Raw genomic sequence first — 17,539 nt, 5'->3', positions numbered from 1 at the left:
GTTGAAAGCAGAAATGCGGTGCCTACTCAGGGATTTCCCACCTTTCAGAAGCGGTCTGTATTTTCCCTTCTTCGTCGTCTGTTCCTCCCACAAGGGCATCGGCGGCAAGGCCCGTGGCAACGGCATAGATGCTATGAAACAGGATATCTTCGCTGATGGCTTTTGGCTTCCACTCGGTTACGGGCTTGGCCACGTGCAACGATGGCAGCAACACCAGTTCTGTGCCCCAAACTGCCGCAAAATGGATAAAAGTGCCGGTGGTGCCCTTTGTGCCGAACTCTGCCATCAGGGCTCTCGGAATACCCCAGGAGGAGCCGTAGACAAAGTGCATCAGGTTCGAAATCGTTTTCTTGGATTCTTTGTCTTTTGCTTTCACGCCAAATACCTTCTTGGCTGCCTTATAGGGTGTGTTGCTGGCGTCGCGCCCGGACATTTCCATTTCCACCATCTGAGCAATCGTCATGACGGCGGTACCGATCAGGCCTGCCACCAATCCTTTGCCGATGGCACCGGCTACTCTTGTCGCCACTGAAGCAGCTTCTTCTGCTGTTTTTCTTTCGTCCTGCATTTTCTAACGGGTTAATGTTAGATACTATACTTATAGCTTGCATGTAAGTTTATTTTCAAGCGGAATTTTTCACCAAGCAGGGCTTGGTTGACTTGGCGGAAGGTTGTGCAGCGGGAACAATTGCCACAGTTATAGGTTTGTGCAAACATCGGAAGAACCTTCCGCAGATGGCCATCGGACGGGGAATAACATGATTTTGTCGGGAAAGCATACATTCCTCTTTAATTAAAGGTAAATTTGAGAAAGTACCGGTCTTTACGGTTAACTAACTTATGAAGGCTTTCTTCCAACATGTCCTGTTGCCAGAAGAGGCCCGACAGGTGATTTATTTGGCATGAAGGAGACAGACGCTACGAGTAATTTCTGCACCACAACCCCGGGCCGCCGCATCGTCATCATTGGCAACGGCATCTCCGGCGTCACCTGCGCGCGCCATATCCGCAAGCGCGACAGCCAGGCGCACATCACCATCATCTCCGGCGAAGCAGAGCATTTCTTCTCCCGCACGGCGCTTATGTATATTTTCATGGGGCAGCTGAAGTATGCGCACACAAAGCCCTACGAGGATAACTTCTGGGAGAAAAACCGTCTGAGCCTGGTGCACGATTGGGTAACAAGTATAAATTTTGAGCAAAAGCAGCTGCAACTGCAACAGCAGGAGCCGCTTGCCTACGATATTCTCATACTTGCCCTGGGCTCTAAACCGAACATGTTTAACTGGCCTGGACAGGAGCTGCAGGGCGTGCAGGGGCTGTACACGTACCAGGACCTGGAGACGATGAACGCCAGCACAGTTAACTGCCAGCGTGCCGTAGTGGTGGGAGGAGGCTTAATTGGGATTGAACTGGCCGAAATGCTGCTTAGCCGAAACATACCCGTTACTTTCCTGGTGCGCGAAAGCCACTTCTGGGGAAGTATACTTCCGAAGGAGGAGTCAGAACTGGTGATGCGCCACATGCGGGAGCACCACATCGACCTGCGCGTGGAGACAGAGTTGAAGGAGGTTTTAGATGATGGATCGGGCCGCGTACGCGCGGTGGTCACCACGGCAGGCGAGGAGATTCCGTGCCAGTTTGTAGGGCTGGGCGTCGGGGTGCACCCGAACATTAATTTGGTAAAGGAAACGCAGCTGGAAGTGAACAGGGGAATTCTGGTGGATCAGTATTTTGCCACAAACATTGCCAACGTGTTTGCCATCGGGGATTGCGTGGAGTACCGCGTGCCGCTCCCGAACAGGCGCAGTGTGGAGCAGGTATGGTACACCGGCCGCATGCACGGCGAAACGCTGGCGCATAACCTGACCCGGGAGCCGGTAAAGTATAACCCCGGCCCCTGGTTCAACTCCGCCAAGTTCCTCGACATTGAGTACCAAACCTACGGTATGGTGCCTTATAGATGGGAGGAGCCGGTACAGTCTTTTTATTGGGAGCATCCGGGTGGCAATATAGCTTTCAGGGCAGTTTTCAATGGCAATGACAAGCGGCTGCATGGTGTCAACGCTTTGGGAATGCGCCTGAGGCACGAGTTTTTTGACAAAGCCTTGCGGGAGAACTGGACGGTGGAGGAAGTACTGCAGGACATGCGCCGCGCCAACTTCGATCCGGAGTTTTACGACAAACACGAGCACAGCATACTGCAGGCATACAATCAGCAATTTGAAGCCAACTTGCAGCCAAAAAAGAAGAAGAAAGGGCTGCTGGCATTTTTAGGGAGTAGAACCACAAGATGACAAGCATACAAAAAATTGGGTTGGGCGTTTTTCTGGCTGCGTTGCTGCTGCTGAACGTGCTGCTTTTTATGGGGCAGTTTCAGCTCACGGAACAGCAACTGCAGGATGTGGTGAAGTCCGAGCATGTGGAGGTGCTGCGGGAGAAGCTACAGCCTATGCTGGGCCAGACCTATACGTCCAGTTTCGCCTTTGCCAACGACTTTAACCAGTACCTCGACAACTACAACGAAGAGCAGCAGCGCAGCCAGCAATGGGACCGCGTGATCTGGGACGACTATGCCTTTGCCCTCACGAAAGTGGCAAGCCAGGGCTTTGTGGAAAATAACAAGCTGCTCCTCCTTTTCCTGACGATTGTGGTGGGGGCGGCGGGAGCCTTAGTATATATCCTGCCGAGCCACCGGGGCGAGCCGGCTGGTGTTAAAAACAACGGCGTGATGTTTTCCTCGAACAAGTCTAGGGGGATCATCGGCATTACGATCGGCATTTACCTGACGGCGCTGTACGTGCTGCTTTACTGGTATCCAGAGTATCTCGTAAACTGGACGATGCTAGTCGATCCGCTGAGCTACGCCTTGTCCGGCGGGCCAGCTAGCCAGTGGTTTTTCTACGGCACCATCTATACGCTGGCTATCCTGGTGATGGGGGTGCGCATGTTTCGCAAGTATAGGGGCAACAAATACCAGCTGGTGCGCACTTCCTCTGTCATGTTTTTCCAGCTGAGTTTCGCCTTCCTCATTCCTGAAATACTGGTGATGCTCAACAACCCCTGGCAGGACCTCAAGAATATCTGGCCGCTCGACTACGATTTCTATTTTGATTACAGCGTGGCAAGTATGCTGGGCGGCGGGTCAATCGGGATTTTTATGCTGGTGTGGGGAACAGTGCTGGCCCTGGTGGGCGTGCCGGTGTTTACGTACCTGTATGGCAAGCGCTGGTACTGCAGTTGGGTGTGCGGCTGCGGCGGCCTGGCCGAAACAGCCGGAGATCCGTACCGCCACCTGTCCGACAAATCATTGAAAGCCTGGAAAATTGAGCGGTGGATGGTATATCCTATACTTGTGATCATCACGTTGATCACGGCCCTGACCATTGCCAACTACTTTATGAATTTTGCTTTGTTGAAGCAATCCACCGACATGCTGCACCAGTGGTACGGTTTTATCATCGGTGCTGCCTTTGCCGGTGTGATCGGGGTTGGCTTTTACCCGCTGATGGGCAACCGCGTGTGGTGCCGCTACGGCTGTCCGCTGGCGGCCTACATCGGTATTGTGCAGCGGTTCAAGTCACGGTTCCGCATCACAACCAACGGCGGGCAGTGCATCTCCTGCGGCAACTGCTCTACCTACTGCGAGATGGGCATTGATGTGCGCTGGTATGCACAGCGCGGGCAGAACATCGTGCGGGCTTCCTGCGTGGGCTGCGGTATTTGTGCCTCTGTTTGCCCACGGGGCGTATTAAAGCTGGAAAATGGCCCGGAGCAGGGCCGCATCACCGACATTCCCATACTTACAGGAAACGAGTCGATAAAGGTATTGAATTAATGATGTTTCTGATCACCCTGTGCGTGCTGGTATATGCCGGTGCCATGCTGTTCATACTCCTGTACAGTCTGGCGCAGGCGCATCTGCTGTACAGGTTCCGGCGCTACCTCAGGCAGGATAAAAAGCCCGTGCCGCCTGCGCCCGAAGTATGGCCAATGGTAACGGTGCAACTGCCGGTGTATAACGAGAAGTATGTGGTGGAGCGGCTGCTCGAAACCGTTGCAGCCCTCGATTACCCCACTGAAAAACTGGAGATCCAGGTGCTCGACGACAGTGACGACGAAACCTCCGCCCTCATTGAGCAGAAGCTACAACAGTACCCGCAACTCTCATTTAAGTACATCCGCAGGCCCGACCGCAGCGGCTACAAAGCAGGTGCCCTGAAGTATGGGCTGGAACTGGCGAAAGGAAAGTTTATTGCCATTTTTGATGCCGATTTTGTTCCCGCGCCCTCCTTCCTGAAAGAAACCATCCCATACTTCGCCAACCGGAAAACCGGCATGGTGCAAACCCGCTGGACGCACCTGAACAGGGACTACTCCATCCTCACCAAATTGCAGGCATTGGCACTGGATGCGCACTTCTATGTGGAGCAGGTGGGGCGCAACAGCCTTCACGCTTTCATTAACTTTAACGGAACTGCCGGAGTGTGGCGAAAAGCCACCATACTGGATGCCGGCAACTGGCAGTACGACACCCTCACCGAAGACCTGGACCTTAGCTACCGCGCCCAACTCAGGGGCTGGGATTTTACCTACCTGCCAGATGTAGCGTCGCCGGCAGAACTGCCGCCGGTGATGAGTGCGCTGAAGTCGCAGCAGTTCCGCTGGACAAAAGGGGGGGCAGAATCGGCGGTGAAGCACTTGGCCACCGTGCTGCGATCCGGTGTGCCCTTGCAGGCAAAATACCACGCCCTGGCGCACCTGCTTAATAGCTCAGTGTATGTGGCCGTGCTGCTGGCCTCGCTGGCAAGTGTCCCATTGGTTTGGGCACAGGTAAACGGTTTGCTGCCCTATGTGGTGTTTGAAGTCGGGAAGTGGATGCTGCTTAGTTTTGTGGTAATAAGCTTGGTGTACTTTCAGGCCAATGCGCTGCAAACAAATTCGCTGGTGGGACGTGTGCTCAGTTTTATAGTCTACTACCCCCTTTTCCTTTCTGTGTCGATGGGGCTGGCGCTGCACAATGCTCTTGCCGTGTTAGAGGGCTGGAGCGGTCGTAAATCCGCCTTCATCCGGACGCCCAAGTTTAACCTGGAGGCCAGGCAGCACCCGTGGCAGAAGAACATGTACCTCAGCCTGAAAGTACCGTTTACCACTTACCTGGAGGGACTGCTAGGGCTGTTGTTCCTGGGCGTGGCTGCGTGGAGTATTGCCCGGGGAGAGTATGCTTTCCTGCTCCTGCACATGATGCTGGCCACCGGCTACCTGCTTGTTTTTTACCACTCTTTCCAATCCTACCGAAAAGCATGAGCGAGGCAAAGCAGAAATTGGTATTCGTCTACAACGCCGAAACAGGCTTCTTCAACAAGCTAACAGACTTCGCGCACAAAATCATTTCCCCTAAAACCTACGCCTGCAGTCTTTGTGCCCTCACCTATGGCAAACTTACCATGCGGCAGGAGTGGGCGGCCTACCTTCAGGCTTTACCGCTGGAAGTGTCCTTTGTCTACAAAAACGAATGGAAGTTTGCCCCCATACGCAACACCTATCCGCTAATAGCCCTGCAAACTGGCGAAAACAGAGTTGAGGTGCTGTTGGAGGCACAGGAGCTAAACCACATAAAATCACTGACGCAGTTGCAGGAGAAATTAGATGAAGCCTTAAGGACTGCCACTGGTGAAACAATGGGCTAAGCTTTAGTAGCTTTCCGTACCTGCCCGCAAAGCTACTGTCTTTGTAAGGCATAAAGTGCTCCAGCACAGCTTCATGATATTTTTAGCCTGCTGTTTTTTATCTTCTCTAACCCGCTTTTCTTCTTTGTTAAATCAAGTATGTTATAAATATTCTTATTTTAAATACATTCTGCAGCCCTTTTTTTTGTATTCCGTAAGTAGGACAGGCTCCTTGCAAATCGTCAGGCTGAGCCGCTAGGAAAACAAGCTCATGGAAAAGAAATTAGAAGGGAAGACAGCCATAATTACTGGGTCAGACTCAGGTATAGGACAGGCAACGGCAATTGAATTTGCCCGAAATGGCGCTAACGTAATCATCAACTACCTGCACGATGAGGATGGGGCTGAATACACCCTGCAGCAGGTGATGCAGACAGGCCAGCAGGGCCTTGTGATACAGGCGGACATGAGCGATGAGCAGCAGGTGGAGGAGATGTTTGACAGGGCGATCGAACAATTCGGCGACATTTTTATTTTAATGAACAATGCAGCCGTAGGAGAGGCAGAGACTAAGGTGGCTGAGATGAGCACAGAACAGTGGCAGCGGGCGTTTGCCGTAAATGTGAATGGTTACTTCTTCTGTGCCCGCCGGTTTGTGCAACATCGCCTGCAGCAGGGAGGCAAGGGGAAAATCATCAACGTTACCTCCGTGCACCAGCGCCTGCCCCGGGAGGGTGCCGCCGATTACACTTGCACCAAAGGCGCTGTAATGAACCTGTCCCGCACGCTAGCCCTGGAGGTGGCAGCCCAGGGGATTAATGTGAACAACCTAGCACCCGGTATGGTCCTGACGCCTTTCAACCAGGAGGCCATCGATGATCCGGAAGCGCGTGAAAAGCAAGTACAAAGTATACCTATGAAAAGAGCTGCCCAACCAGAGGAAATTGCAAAACTAGCGCTGTTTCTGGCCTCCCCGGATTCCGATTACTGCTCTGGCGCCACTTATACCATGGACGGCGCCCTAAGCCAACATGTGGGGCAGGGAGCCTAGCCTATGGAGATAGCACCACCCGACATAAAAGACTTGGCCGTAATAGGCGATCGCCGCACCTGCGCTTATATAGATAAATCTGCACGTGTGGTGTGGTACTGCCCAAGCGTTTTTGATGCCCCCGCTATTTTTGCTGGTCTGTTGGATATGGAGAAAGGCGGCCACTGGCGAATAGGGGCACCATCCCTTCGCTTTATCAAACGCAGTTACCGCAGCGACAGCACCGTGCTGTGCACTACCCTGAGCGGTGCTGCAGGAGAGCTGGAGGTGGAGGACTGGATGCCGATGCAGGCCAGCTTTAACGGCATCTGCCGCACCCTTTCAGCCGCCCCGGAAAAGCTGCAAATCATTTTAGCACCACGCCCGAACTTTGCCCGTCAGAAACCCAAGCTGCAACTGCAGGAAGGCGTGGCAAGTATAGACGGCATCCTTTTCCTGTACGCCTCCCATCCGCTGCGGCTAAATGAAAACACTATATTTTGTGATGTTCCGGCAGGTGAAAAATCCTGGTTTGTGCTAAGTGAGCAGGAGCAGGAAATGAACTGGGAGGTGCTACAGCAGGCGCATGAGGCCACAAAGGAAAAGTGGAAGGAGGTAACCAGCCACATCACCTACCACGGGCCTTACGAGGACGAAGTACGGAATTCGCTGCGTGTGCTTCGGCTGATGACTTTTGCCGAAAATGGTGGCATCATAGCGGCGGGCACCACTTCACTGCCCGAGGTAAAGGGTAGCCACCGCAACTATGATTACCGCTACGTATGGCTCCGCGATGCCGCCATGATTGCCAGCGCCCTCACGCGCGCAGGCTCTGATGGGGAGGAAGAGCGCAAGTTCCTTAGTTTTATCTGCGATGCCATGCACCAGGTAAAGGAGCCGGTGGTGCCTTTCTTCACCCTGAAAAAGCAACCTGCTCCGGGCGAGGAGGAACTGCAGCACCTGCGCGGCTATGCTGACAGCCTTCCGGTCCGTGTTGGCAACAACGCCAACAACCAGTTGCAACTGGATGCCATCAGCAACGTGCTGCTCGCGGCAAAGCTTATCTACAACACCTTCGACACCAAAGAGCACTGGGAACTGGTGTGCTATTTAGCAGATTACCTTGCCAGCCACTGGTACGAGCAGGACCACGGACTTTGGGAGGAAACGCAGAAGCAGCATTATACTTCGAGCAAAGTTATTGTGGCTGTGAGCCTGGAGTACATCTCCGAGCACAGTGAGGACAAGGCCCAGCAGGAACGATGGAAAAATGCGGCCACCGACATCAGAGCTTTTGTGGCGCAGGAATGTCTGACTTCCGAGGGAGCCTATGCTGCTTTTCCGGGCTCGGAGGCAGTGGATGTCAGTGCCATACTTTTCCCCATCTGGGCCTACACCGATGCCGATGCACCGGAAGTACTGCAAACCATCAAAGTGCTGGAGCGCGACTACTGCCAGCACAACCTGTTTCGCCGCCACCTCGTGGATTTCGACTCCAGCGTGGAGGGTGCATTCCTAGCCGGGACGTTCTGGGTGGCTCAGTACTACGTGATGCGCCGCAATTGGGAGCGGTTCGGGCAGATAATGGAGGCAGCGCTAGCCTTAATGAACGATGTGGGCCTGATGCCGGAAGAGGGTGACCCAGAGACGGGTGAGTTTCTGGGCAACATACCTCAAACGTTTGTGCATGCCTCGCTGATCGGCGCTGTGATAGACTATAAAAAGGCCCGGGAAGAAGAGGCGTAGCTCCTACAGGCAAGTTTATACTTGTAGCTAGTGTTTTGGTCGCTGCTTTTCAGTAAGAGGTAACATACTTAACAGTAGCATGCGTAAGCGATAATAACATCAATTAAAAGCACAAGTATGAGCGAAGGCAGAACAGTAGATCAGGTAATCGCAGCCCATCAGGCAGCGGGCAAGTTTATAGACGTAGATGGCATCAGGACCTTTGTGCTGGACCAGGGAGAGGGGGAGGTGGTTTTCTGCATCCACGGCGTGCCCACATCCTCTTTCCTCTACCGTAACGTGATCACCTCGCTGGCCGCCAAAGGCATGCGCGGTGTCTGTGTTGATTTGCCCGGTTTGGGTTTGTCTGACCGCCCCGAAGACTTCGACTACACTTTTCACAACTTCGCCCGTTTCTGCGCCCGCGCTGCTGAGGTGCTGGGCATTGATCGTTACCACCTGCTCATCCACGACATTGGCGGCCCCATCGGCTTTGCGATGGCTGCCGAGAACCGGAAAAAGGTTCTTTCGCTGAACATTCTGAATACCTGGATTGATGTGGATACTTTTAAAAAGCCGTTGCCGATGCGCCCGTTCGAGATGCCGGTGTTAGGCGAGGCCGAACTGAAGACGATCATTCACCCGAGCTGGCACCTGCTATTTTCGAAGATGGGTGTGGTGAATGCGAACCCGATTCCGAAGGAAGAAATCTACGCTTACGTCGATTTGCTTAAGCGGGAAGACGGTGGTGCCGCTTTCCTGAAGATCATGCGTAATTTCCAGAAGTCAGAAGAGTTTAAGCGACTGTGCTACCAGGCGGTAGAAAACGTGCCGTACCCTATACAGGTTATCTGGGGCATGCAAGACCCTGCGCTGGATTATGCCCACTACGGCAACCAGATTATCAATACTGCCACGCCTATGCAGGTACACCAACTGGAGGCAAGGCACTTTCTACAGGAAGAAAAGCCAGAGGAGATCGCCACGTTGGTGGCGCAGTTGGCGGGTAGGGGGTGATACAGGGCAATATATTGAGGATAAGTTTGAGGTCACCAATAACTTCAACTATTTTGTCATCCTGAAAGGATCTTGTGGGCAAGCTAGAGAAGCACTGAATGTGTTCTCATCCTTAGAAATTAATACTTTAGTTAAGGAACCCAAACCTAGCTCCGCTAAATGGAGCAAGGTGGTTTCAAATCAAATTCAAAAGCGAAAGACCTACTGTTGTTCTCTAAAGAAACTTGGTTTCTTCTCCCCAGGAGGTTAAGCCAATGCTGTTTGCCCACAAGATTCTTTCAGGATGACAAAAATCAGAAAGTAAAAGAAGTAGCATGGGGTTTGATTTTCTACGGATACTGCAGCATCATTTCTAAACAGCTCCTTTATCCTTCATCACAAAACTCACAATTCCAGCGTCAGCTGATACCCTTCCTGCAGGCGGTCGTGCTGGTAGGTGAGGCTGGAGACGGCAATGCCGAGCAGGCGCACAGGATAAGCCGGAAGCTGGGGCGTGCGCAGCAGTTCGCGGGCGATGGTGAAGATGGCGCTGGCCGAGTTGAAATCGCTTAGGTACGTTTTGCTGCGGGTGTTTTGGGTGAAGTCGAAGTACTTGATCTTGACTGTTACAGTTTTTGCCGAGGCCTGCAGCCGGGCCATGTCCTGCGCCACCTCCTCCGACAGGTATTGCAGCCGCTCCAGCAGGTCATCTTCCTCTGTCAGGTCGTCATCAAAAGTACGCTCTGAGCCGATGGACTTGCGTACCCGGTGTGGCTGCACGCTCCGGTCGTCCTGCGCACGCGAAATGCGGTAATAGTAACGGCCCACTTTCCCGAAATGACGCACCAGGTCCTCCTCCGAGCGCAGCTTCAGGTCAGCCCCGGTGAGAATGCCCATACTTTGCATTTTGGCTGCCGTCACCTTGCCGATGCCATGAAACTTCTCGATCTCCAATCCCGCCACCAGCGCCTCGGCCTTGTCCGGGGTGATCAACGTAAAGCCGTCCGGCTTGTTCATGTCGGAGGCGATCTTGGCCAAGAATTTATTGTAAGAAACGCCTGCCGATGCCGTCAGGCCTGTTTCCTCCAAAATGCGCTTTTTGATTTCTTTGGCAATGATGCTGGCCGAGGGCATGCCGATCTTGTTTTCCGTCACATCCAGGTAGGCCTCATCCAGCGAAAGCGGCTCCACCAGGTCGGTATAAGAATAAAAGATGTCGCGGATTTGCCGGGAGATGGCACTGTAGACATCAAAACGAGCCTTCACGAAGATTAACTGCGGGCAGCGCTGTGCCGCTATTTTGGAGGCCAGGGCCGAATGCACGCCATACTTGCGGGCCTCGTAACTGGCCGCAGCCACCACACCGCGCGCTTTGGAACCACCCACCGCCACAGGCTTCCCACGCAGCTCGGGGTTATCGCGCTGCTCTACGGAGGCAAAAAATGCGTCCATGTCTACGTGTATGATTTTGCGGATGGGCTGTTCCAACGTGTGATGGCTGTGCGGGCAAAGGTACAAAATCAACGGCAGGATGTACAGAGCGAGAGTCCTTGGAGGGCAGGTCTTCCAGCCCTTTGTACCTGGTTCTCATTAAGCCGCACAGGATGGAATGACAAAACCTTCTGCTGTCTGTGTTGGTTAAAAGAGGATTGCCGGGAAAGCAGACAGAAGTGAGGCATGCTTGCCATTGTTTTCCCGGAAAACGAAAGCATCATAACCTACAAAAATATAAAAGCTATGAACGTATTATTTGTCTTGACATCCCACTCAGAACTGGGAGATACCGGTAAAAAGACTGGTTTTTGGGTAGAGGAATTTGCCGCGCCATACTATGTACTGGCTGATGCGGGCGTGAACGTGACGTTGGCTTCGCCTGCTGGAGGCGCTCCGCCAGTTGATCCCAGCAGCGAGGCCCCAGGCGCCCAAACAGAAGCCACCGACCGCTACAACGGAGATCAGGAACTACAGAACAAACTGATGAACACAACTAAATTAAGCCAGGTGAAGGCGGATGATTTTGATGCTGTTTTCTACCCCGGAGGCCATGGACCACTGTGGGACCTGACCAACAGCGAGGATTCCATTAACTTGATTGAAAGCTTTGCCAGGCAGCAAAAGCCTGTGGCAGCCGTTTGCCATGCGCCCGCCGTGTTTGCAAAGGTGAAAGGGCAGGACGGGCAGCCGCTGGTGAAGGGAAAGAACGTGACGGGCTTTACGAACTCAGAGGAAGAGGCGGTAAAGCTCACGGACGTGGTGCCTTTTTTGGTTGAGGAGAAACTGCAGGAACTTGGGGGTAACTATTCTAAAGTAGCCGATTGGCAGCCGCATGTGGTGCGCGATGGCCTCTTAATCACAGGGCAGAATCCCGCTTCCTCAGCAGGTGTGGCAGAAGAGCTCTTAAAACTCTTACAGAAATAATAACTTAATTTATCTAGAAAAAGAGTCCCACCAGGTGTTAAAAACTGGTGGGACTTTTAGTTAAGTACCGGATTAGGACCAGCGATACAATAGTTAAGTAAATCAAGGCTTATCTTCTCTTTTGTGCAGGCAATAAAACTATCGCTTACTTTTGCAGTTTAAAAGAGAATAACCTGACACACCGCATGGCTACTTTACTTGATTTTATCGGCAATACCCCCTTGGTGGAGCTGACGCACATAAATACAAAACCTGGCGTAAAACTCTATGGCAAACTGGAGGGAAACAACCCCGGTGGCAGCGTAAAAGACCGTGCCGCCTATAGTATGATTAAAGGTGTGCTGGACAGGGGAGACCTGAAGCCCGGCATGAAGCTGATTGAGGCAACAAGCGGCAACACCGGTATCGCCCTGGCCATGATTGCGCGCCTTTTCGGGCTGGAGATAGAACTGGTAATGCCTGCCAACGCCACGAAAGAACGGGTGCAGACCATGGAGGCCTACGGTGCCACGGTTACGCTTACGCCCGCAGAAAGGTCGATGGAAGGGGCAATAGACCTGGTGGCAGAGAAGGTGGCGCAGGGCGGCTACCTGGTACTGAACCAGTTTGGCAACCCTGATAATTACATGGCGCACGTACGCACCACCGGGCCTGAGATATGGCGCGATACAGCGGGAGAAGTCACGCATTTTGTCTCGTCGATGGGTACAACGGGCACCATTATGGGCGTATCGCGCTTTCTGAAGGACAAGAACGATAAGATACAGATCATCGGGGCACAGCCTGTGGAAGGCTCCCAGATTCCCGGCATCCGCCGCTGGCCGAAGGAGTACCTGCCCAAAATATTCGAAGCCGAACGGGTTGATCGTACCATTGATGTGAGCCAGGCCGAAGCCACCGCCATGACGCACCGGCTAGCAAAGGAAGAAGGTGTTTTTGCCGGCATGAGCAGCGGCGGCGCTGTACACGTAGCCACCAAACTGATAGAAGAAATAGAGGAGGGCGTAGTAGTGTGCATTATCTGCGACCGCGGCGACCGCTACTTATCCTCAAACCTTTTTGGGGCATAAACCCTGCTGCACAAAGAATAAGCCGTATGGCTTTATACTTTCAGAATCACCCTTTGCAAGTATAAAACCAGTACCCATACTTGTAAAGGTGCCAGGGATTGTTTAAATTAGTGTATGTACATTGAATAAAGATGCTATGAGAAAGATCAAGAAAAAGTATAAAGCAGCCTACGCCCCGATGGACGACCTGGTCACTTACCGGGCACTGCCAACGCGCGAGGTGGAGTACATAGATCCGTTCCTGTTCCTGAACCACCATGGTCCGCAGGTTTACAAGAGCAACAACCGCGGCCTGCCTTTCGGGCCGCACCCGCACCGTGGCTTTGAGACACTGACGTTTATTCTGGAAGGTGATATCATGCACCAGGATACTGGCGGCGGCAAAGATGTGATTGAGGCAGGCGGCGTGCAGTGGATGACGGCCGGCAGCGGTTTAATCCATGCTGAAGTGTCTTCTGATAAGTTTAAGAAGGAGGGAGGCCCACTGGAGATTCTGCAGCTGTGGTTTAACCTACCCGCCAGGTATAAAATGACGCAGCCCAAGTATGTGGGTTTGCAGAAAGACCAGATCCCAACCGTAACCGAGGATGAAGGCAAGGTAAAAGTGAACGTAATCTCCGGCAAGTGGCGCGATACCGAGGGACCGATACCATCTTTAAGCGACATCCACATGGCCAGCATCGAACTGCAGCAGGGCGGCAGCTTTACCACCACGGTGGCCGCGGAGCGTAATATCTTTTTCTACGTGGTGCGCGGCGCGGTAAAAGTAAACGGCGAGACAGCAGAAAAGCTGACGCTGGTGGAGTTTGAAAACGAAGGAAATGAGCTAAAGGTAGAGGCGCAGGAGAATAGCTACATTCTCTTCGGCCATGCCCAACCGTTTAATGAGCCGGTGGTATCGCACGGACCATTTGTGATGAATACCGAAGAGGAAATACATGATGCCTTCCGCGATTACCAGGCAGGCAAAATGGGCAGCTGGCAGTAAAGCTGCCCAGGCAAAAGGGCTCGCAGCTTCCGCAGGCCCAGCGAGTGTCTGAACCAGTAACCGGGAAAACAAAAAGGCACTGCGGCTATTACAGCCACAGTGCCTTTTTTACTGTTTTATACTTCTTAGCGCCCTCTTTTAGAAGGACCCTTCGGAGCCGATCCGCCTCTGCTGCCTCCTTTGTTCTCGGGGCTTTTGCTGCTGCTGCGGGCGCCGCTTTTCGCAGGGCCACTGCCTTTTGGCGCGCCTTTCGGACCTGGGGTGCTTCTGGAGAATCCGCCTGTGTTACTTTTAGCTGCGGTACCGGCTGGCTTGCTCTTGCCCACACGCTCCCTGGATGATGAAGCCGCTGCGGGGCTGCTTTTTCCGTCTCTTTCTTTGGAAGGAGCATCCGTAGGTCTGCTTTTGCCGACACGCGCGCCGGAGGAGGCACCACGGGAAGTATAAGAGCTCTTTGCTTCCAAATTGCGTTCCCTGCTTTTGGCTCGGGCAGTCGTAGCTATGCTTGCAAGGCTTTCTACTTCGGCAGGGTTCAGCGCGCGCCAGTGGCCCGAAGGCAGCTTAGCAAGCGTGAACTTCTCAATGCGTATGCGGGATAAGTGCTCCACGCGGTACCCCAGCTCTTCCACCATGCGTTTGATGTTGTGGTTGGTGGAGGCTTTCAGGATGATGCGGAAGCGGTTGGAGCCTTCCTTGGCTATAAACGTCTTCTGCGTTTTCTCGCCCGATGCATTGTCTTCGCTGCCGCTAAGCTTGGTCAGGAACTCTGATGTGAGCAGCTTGTTCACCGTCACCAGAAATTCCTGCTCATACTTGTTGTCATACTTTGTCATGCGGCTCACTAGGTCACTGTCGTTGCTCAGGAAGAGCAGGCCGTCCGCATCCCGGTCGAGGTGGCCGATGGGCTGTAGCGAGGCAGGGTGGTTGATGGCCCGCACCACGTTGTCGCGCACCGATGGATCTGCTTTGGCAGACATGTTGGCAGGTTTGTTAAAAATAAGGAATACCGGCAGCTCCTCCCGCACCCTCAGGATCTGATCATCGATGCGTACTTTGTCTGTGGCGGTTACTTTGGCTCCGGCATCCGCTAGCTTTCCATTCACGGTAACACGCTCCTCCTCAATCAGGCGGTCTGCCTCGCGCCTGGAGCAGAAGCCCGCATCGCTTATAAATTTATTTAATCGCTTTGGTTCCATGGTGTTGAGTGGCATGATACTACAGGTGTGTAGTTGGTTCTGTAGCCTTTTGTTACGCCGATCTTTGTGAATCGGCAAAATTACGGGAAAAGGATTGCTTTACCTATTGTGGTGGCGGCACTTGCCTGGTTGCAGGCGCAGGTTGAGACGGTAATCTTCTGTGAGAAAAACTACCGTCTTTTTCCGCCTTTAGCAGTGCCACTTCGTCCAGAAGCACCTTTTCCTCTGCCGCCGGCTATACTTCCCTTCGAAGCGCCACGGGAGCCCCTGGCACTGGCAGAGCCTGCCTTTGGTTTCTCCCGTTTGCCAGCTCCTGCGCCTTTAGAGCCTCCTTTTGGCGCACCGCCTGCACGAGCTGGCCTGCCTGCAGCACCGCCGGTTTTTGGCTTGGGTTTGTTGCTTCTGACCGGAGCTGGGGTGTCGGGAGTACGTTTTTTGGCCGCGGAGCCTTCCTCTGTTTTCGTGGAGCCAGCCACCAGTCGCTGCAGTTCCTCTACCTCCCGTTCCGTCATGTTGCGCCACTGGCCGAGCGGAATTTTGTTCAGCGAAAGGTGCATGATGCGCGTGCGCTGCAGCGTCTGCACTTCGTAGCCCAGGGCTTCGCACATCCGGCGAATCTGGCGGTTCATGCCTTGGGTAAGTATAATGCGGAATTTGTTAGGACCTTCCTGAGCCACAAAGCATTTGCGGGTGTTCACGCCAAGTATAGCCACGCCGCCGCTCATCTTCTCCACAAAGTCCTCGTCTATGGGCTTGTTCACCGTTACCACATATTCCTTCTCGTGCTTGTTGCCCGCCCGCAGGATCTTGTTTACAATGTCGCCATCGTTGGTGAGGATGATGAGGCCTTCAGAGTCTTTGTCGAGACGGCCAACAGGGAAGAGGCGCTCCGGGTAATTGGTAAAGCTGATGATGTTGTCGCGCTGCGAGGTGTCCGTGGTGGTCTCGATGCCTTTGGGCTTGTTCAAAAGCAGGTACACCGGCTCCACGGCATCCACCTGCACCAGGTTTCCGTCTACGCGCACCTTATCTTTGGCCGTTACCTTGGCGCCCACCTCAGGCTTGTTGCCGTTAACTGTCACGCGGCCATGCTCAATTAACTTATCTGCCTCACGACGGGAGCAAATACCCGCGTCGCTAATGAATTTATTTAATCTGATCGGTTCCATATGTTTGATGTTTGGGAGCCAGAAGAATGATCTTTACGATACCATCTCCTGAAACAGTACCCTTGCATTACATTGTGCCGGCACCGCTTCTTCCATCAAAAGTACGGGAAAGCGAGTGATTAACCTATTTCAGCGGAAACGGAGGCAGGCATAGGAGGTTAGCCCATATGTACCTGTGCCTGCTGTAAAAGGAAATTTTGAAGTATAAAAAAGGGTCAGTGTCACCATTGCCTCCTCTTTTTTAAATTTATAAGATCACACCGTAGCGGCTGCGCTGTTTACACTTGCCGCGGTATGCAGCGAAGCAGCAGGCAAGGTGAGCAGGGGCACCAGCGGGTGGGCTGTTAGCTGCCCGGTTATACTTCTGTCCAGCAGCCGCTCAACAAAGCTGTGTTTCTGCGGAATCAGGACCAGCAGCTCTGCCTGCACCTCCTGAATGTAATCCCGAATGCCGGCGGCTATGTTGTGGCGCAGGTCAAAGGAGAAGTCATAGTCAATTCCTTCAAAATTCCGCTGTAGCACCTCCAGCGAAGTGGCGGCGTTAAATTTATCGTAGTGCGCGTTGGTGCGGTACAGGTGCAGCACCTGGAGCTTTGCCTGAAAAAGCTGTATGAAATCCCGCAGCAGCTGAAGGTTTGCGTGAGCGGGCAGTTTGTGCAGTGCCGCCGCAAACACCACCGAGGTTGGTTTTCTGAACGGAACGCCCTTGGGAATCGCCAGCACAGGAACCGGGCTCTCCAGCATCACGGAGATGGTGGTGCTGCCCAGGATTGCCTGGCTTACCGCTTCGCCTTCCTGCATTCCCATTACCACCAAGCCTGCCTTGTATTTTTGAATGGCTGCCAGCACCTGCTCAAACGGTCCGCCCATAGTGGCCACACAGGTAACTTTAACATCATCCGGTGCCTTCCCATACTGTTGCTTGATTTCCTTTTTTGCCCGAGCAACAAACTCTTCCAGTTCCAGTTGCTTTCCCTGCTCCAGCGCAGTGATTACGCTCTGGGCATCATAGGCGGCGGGTGGAGCGATAACGGGGAAGAAGGCATGAAAGAGGATCACTTCGGCGTTTGCAATGCTGGCTAAGCCGAGTGCATGCGCCAGCACGTTTCCGGAATTATCAGAAAAATCAATGGGTACGAGAATGGTTTTCATGGCTGCTGGATTTTATGTTTTACAAGTAGCAGGACTTTATTCATCGCCAAGCTATAGGGTAAAGGTAGCAGACAGCAAGGGCAACGGACAGGAGTAAAATCAGCATTAAGAATGATTTTCGGCACC

15 protein-coding genes are annotated in these 17,539 nt (G+C 53.2%); 10 read left to right on the top strand and 5 right to left on the bottom strand.

Features of this window, described 5'->3' with window-relative positions; translation table 11 throughout:
- Positions 1-22: 22 nt before the first annotated feature.
- The gene (locus A0W33_RS01610) at positions 23-568 is read right to left on the bottom strand and encodes a hypothetical protein (protein ID WP_068836545.1); all 546 of its coding nucleotides are present in this window, start codon (positions 566-568) and stop codon (positions 23-25) included.
- A gap of 334 nt (positions 569-902) precedes the next feature.
- Between A0W33_RS01610 and A0W33_RS01605 the strand changes: the two genes are divergently transcribed.
- The 7 genes from A0W33_RS01605 to A0W33_RS01575 all read left to right on the top strand — a co-directional run bounded on the left by A0W33_RS01605 (position 903) and on the right by A0W33_RS01575 (position 9,441).
- The gene (locus A0W33_RS01605) at positions 903-2,297 is read left to right on the top strand and encodes an NAD(P)/FAD-dependent oxidoreductase (RefSeq protein ID WP_068836544.1); all 1,395 of its coding nucleotides are present in this window, start codon (positions 903-905) and stop codon (positions 2,295-2,297) included.
- Positions 2,294-3,838 (top strand): 4Fe-4S binding protein, encoded by a 1,545-nt coding sequence (locus tag A0W33_RS01600; protein WP_068836543.1) that lies wholly within the window; start codon positions 2,294-2,296, stop codon positions 3,836-3,838. The genes A0W33_RS01605 and A0W33_RS01600 overlap by 4 nt, the downstream gene beginning before the upstream one ends.
- Positions 3,838-5,307 carry a cellulose synthase family protein gene (locus A0W33_RS01595; protein ID WP_308428439.1) on the top strand — a complete coding sequence of 490 codons (1,470 nt, stop codon included), beginning with the start codon at positions 3,838-3,840 and terminating at the stop codon, positions 5,305-5,307. Before A0W33_RS01600 ends, A0W33_RS01595 begins: the two co-directional genes overlap by 1 nt.
- Positions 5,304-5,690 (top strand): hypothetical protein, encoded by a 387-nt coding sequence (locus A0W33_RS01590; protein ID WP_068836542.1) that lies wholly within the window; start codon positions 5,304-5,306, stop codon positions 5,688-5,690. Before A0W33_RS01595 ends, A0W33_RS01590 begins: the two co-directional genes overlap by 4 nt.
- A 250-nt stretch (positions 5,691-5,940) precedes the next feature.
- Positions 5,941-6,720, top strand: a complete 780-nt coding sequence (locus A0W33_RS01585) for a glucose 1-dehydrogenase (RefSeq protein ID WP_068836541.1) — start codon at positions 5,941-5,943, stop codon at positions 6,718-6,720.
- Positions 6,721-6,723: 3 nt separating this feature from the next.
- Positions 6,724-8,445: a glycoside hydrolase family 15 protein gene (locus tag A0W33_RS01580; RefSeq protein WP_068836540.1), complete on the top strand. Its 1,722-nt coding sequence runs from the start codon at positions 6,724-6,726 to the stop codon at positions 8,443-8,445.
- Between the two features lie 117 nt (positions 8,446-8,562).
- Positions 8,563-9,441 carry an alpha/beta fold hydrolase gene (locus A0W33_RS01575; RefSeq protein WP_068836539.1) on the top strand — a complete coding sequence of 293 codons (879 nt, stop codon included), beginning with the start codon at positions 8,563-8,565 and terminating at the stop codon, positions 9,439-9,441.
- Positions 9,442-9,825: 384 nt separating this feature from the next.
- Here A0W33_RS01575 and dinB read toward each other — a convergent pair whose 3' ends face one another.
- Positions 9,826-10,908, bottom strand: a complete 1,083-nt coding sequence (dinB, locus tag A0W33_RS01570; protein WP_216637170.1) for a DNA polymerase IV — start codon at positions 10,906-10,908, stop codon at positions 9,826-9,828.
- A 249-nt stretch (positions 10,909-11,157) separates the two neighbouring features.
- Between dinB and A0W33_RS01565 the strand changes: the two genes are divergently transcribed.
- From A0W33_RS01565 to A0W33_RS01555, 3 genes are all read left to right on the top strand, one after another.
- Positions 11,158-11,838 carry a type 1 glutamine amidotransferase domain-containing protein gene (locus A0W33_RS01565; protein WP_068839867.1) on the top strand — a complete coding sequence of 227 codons (681 nt, stop codon included), beginning with the start codon at positions 11,158-11,160 and terminating at the stop codon, positions 11,836-11,838.
- Positions 11,839-12,023: 185 nt separating this feature from the next.
- Complete coding sequence (gene cysM, locus A0W33_RS01560) at positions 12,024-12,908, top strand: cysteine synthase CysM (RefSeq protein WP_068836538.1); 885 nt, start codon at positions 12,024-12,026, stop codon at positions 12,906-12,908.
- A gap of 136 nt (positions 12,909-13,044) precedes the next feature.
- Positions 13,045-13,896: a pirin family protein gene (locus A0W33_RS01555; RefSeq protein ID WP_068836537.1), complete on the top strand. Its 852-nt coding sequence runs from the start codon at positions 13,045-13,047 to the stop codon at positions 13,894-13,896.
- Positions 13,897-14,021: 125 nt separating this feature from the next.
- On the opposite strand, the gene A0W33_RS01550 is transcribed toward A0W33_RS01555, so the two are convergent.
- From A0W33_RS01550 to A0W33_RS01540, 3 genes are all read right to left on the bottom strand, one after another.
- A complete protein-coding gene (locus tag A0W33_RS01550) occupies positions 14,022-15,107 on the bottom strand; it encodes a pseudouridine synthase (protein WP_068836536.1) in 1,086 nt (361 codons plus the stop codon).
- Between the two features lie 155 nt (positions 15,108-15,262).
- Entirely contained in the window at positions 15,263-16,261 is a 999-nt protein-coding gene (gene rluF, locus A0W33_RS01545) for a 23S rRNA pseudouridine(2604) synthase RluF (RefSeq protein ID WP_068836535.1), read from the bottom strand.
- 255 nt (positions 16,262-16,516) lie between these two features.
- Positions 16,517-17,413: a universal stress protein gene (locus A0W33_RS01540; RefSeq protein WP_068836534.1), complete on the bottom strand. Its 897-nt coding sequence runs from the start codon at positions 17,411-17,413 to the stop codon at positions 16,517-16,519.
- Positions 17,414-17,539 lie beyond the last annotated feature (126 nt).

It is taken from the genome of Pontibacter akesuensis (assembly GCF_001611675.1).
Taxonomy (GTDB): domain Bacteria; phylum Bacteroidota; class Bacteroidia; order Cytophagales; family Hymenobacteraceae; genus Pontibacter; species Pontibacter akesuensis.
Note: the sequence above shows the minus strand (reverse complement) of the source record. Positions and strands in the feature narration are given on the sequence as shown.

Excerpts from the sequence above, each read along its gene's own strand:
- A0W33_RS01610 (WP_068836545.1), bottom strand. The coding sequence starts at position 568 with ATGCAGGACGAAAGAAAAACAGCAGAAGAAGCTGCTTCAGTGGCGACA.
- A0W33_RS01605 (WP_068836544.1), top strand. The coding sequence starts at position 903 with ATGAAGGAGACAGACGCTACGAGTAATTTCTGCACCACAACCCCGGGC.
- A0W33_RS01600 (WP_068836543.1), top strand. The coding sequence starts at position 2,294 with ATGACAAGCATACAAAAAATTGGGTTGGGCGTTTTTCTGGCTGCGTTG.
- A0W33_RS01595 (WP_308428439.1), top strand. The coding sequence starts at position 3,838 with ATGATGTTTCTGATCACCCTGTGCGTGCTGGTATATGCCGGTGCCATG.
- A0W33_RS01590 (WP_068836542.1), top strand. The coding sequence starts at position 5,304 with ATGAGCGAGGCAAAGCAGAAATTGGTATTCGTCTACAACGCCGAAACA.
- A0W33_RS01585 (WP_068836541.1), top strand. The coding sequence starts at position 5,941 with ATGGAAAAGAAATTAGAAGGGAAGACAGCCATAATTACTGGGTCAGAC.
- A0W33_RS01580 (WP_068836540.1), top strand. The coding sequence starts at position 6,724 with ATGGAGATAGCACCACCCGACATAAAAGACTTGGCCGTAATAGGCGAT.
- A0W33_RS01575 (WP_068836539.1), top strand. The coding sequence starts at position 8,563 with ATGAGCGAAGGCAGAACAGTAGATCAGGTAATCGCAGCCCATCAGGCA.
- A0W33_RS01565 (WP_068839867.1), top strand. The coding sequence starts at position 11,158 with ATGAACGTATTATTTGTCTTGACATCCCACTCAGAACTGGGAGATACC.
- cysM (WP_068836538.1), top strand. The coding sequence starts at position 12,024 with ATGGCTACTTTACTTGATTTTATCGGCAATACCCCCTTGGTGGAGCTG.
- A0W33_RS01555 (WP_068836537.1), top strand. The coding sequence starts at position 13,045 with ATGAGAAAGATCAAGAAAAAGTATAAAGCAGCCTACGCCCCGATGGAC.
- A0W33_RS01550 (WP_068836536.1), bottom strand. The coding sequence starts at position 15,107 with ATGCCACTCAACACCATGGAACCAAAGCGATTAAATAAATTTATAAGC.
- rluF (WP_068836535.1), bottom strand. The coding sequence starts at position 16,261 with ATGGAACCGATCAGATTAAATAAATTCATTAGCGACGCGGGTATTTGC.
- A0W33_RS01540 (WP_068836534.1), bottom strand. The coding sequence starts at position 17,413 with ATGAAAACCATTCTCGTACCCATTGATTTTTCTGATAATTCCGGAAAC.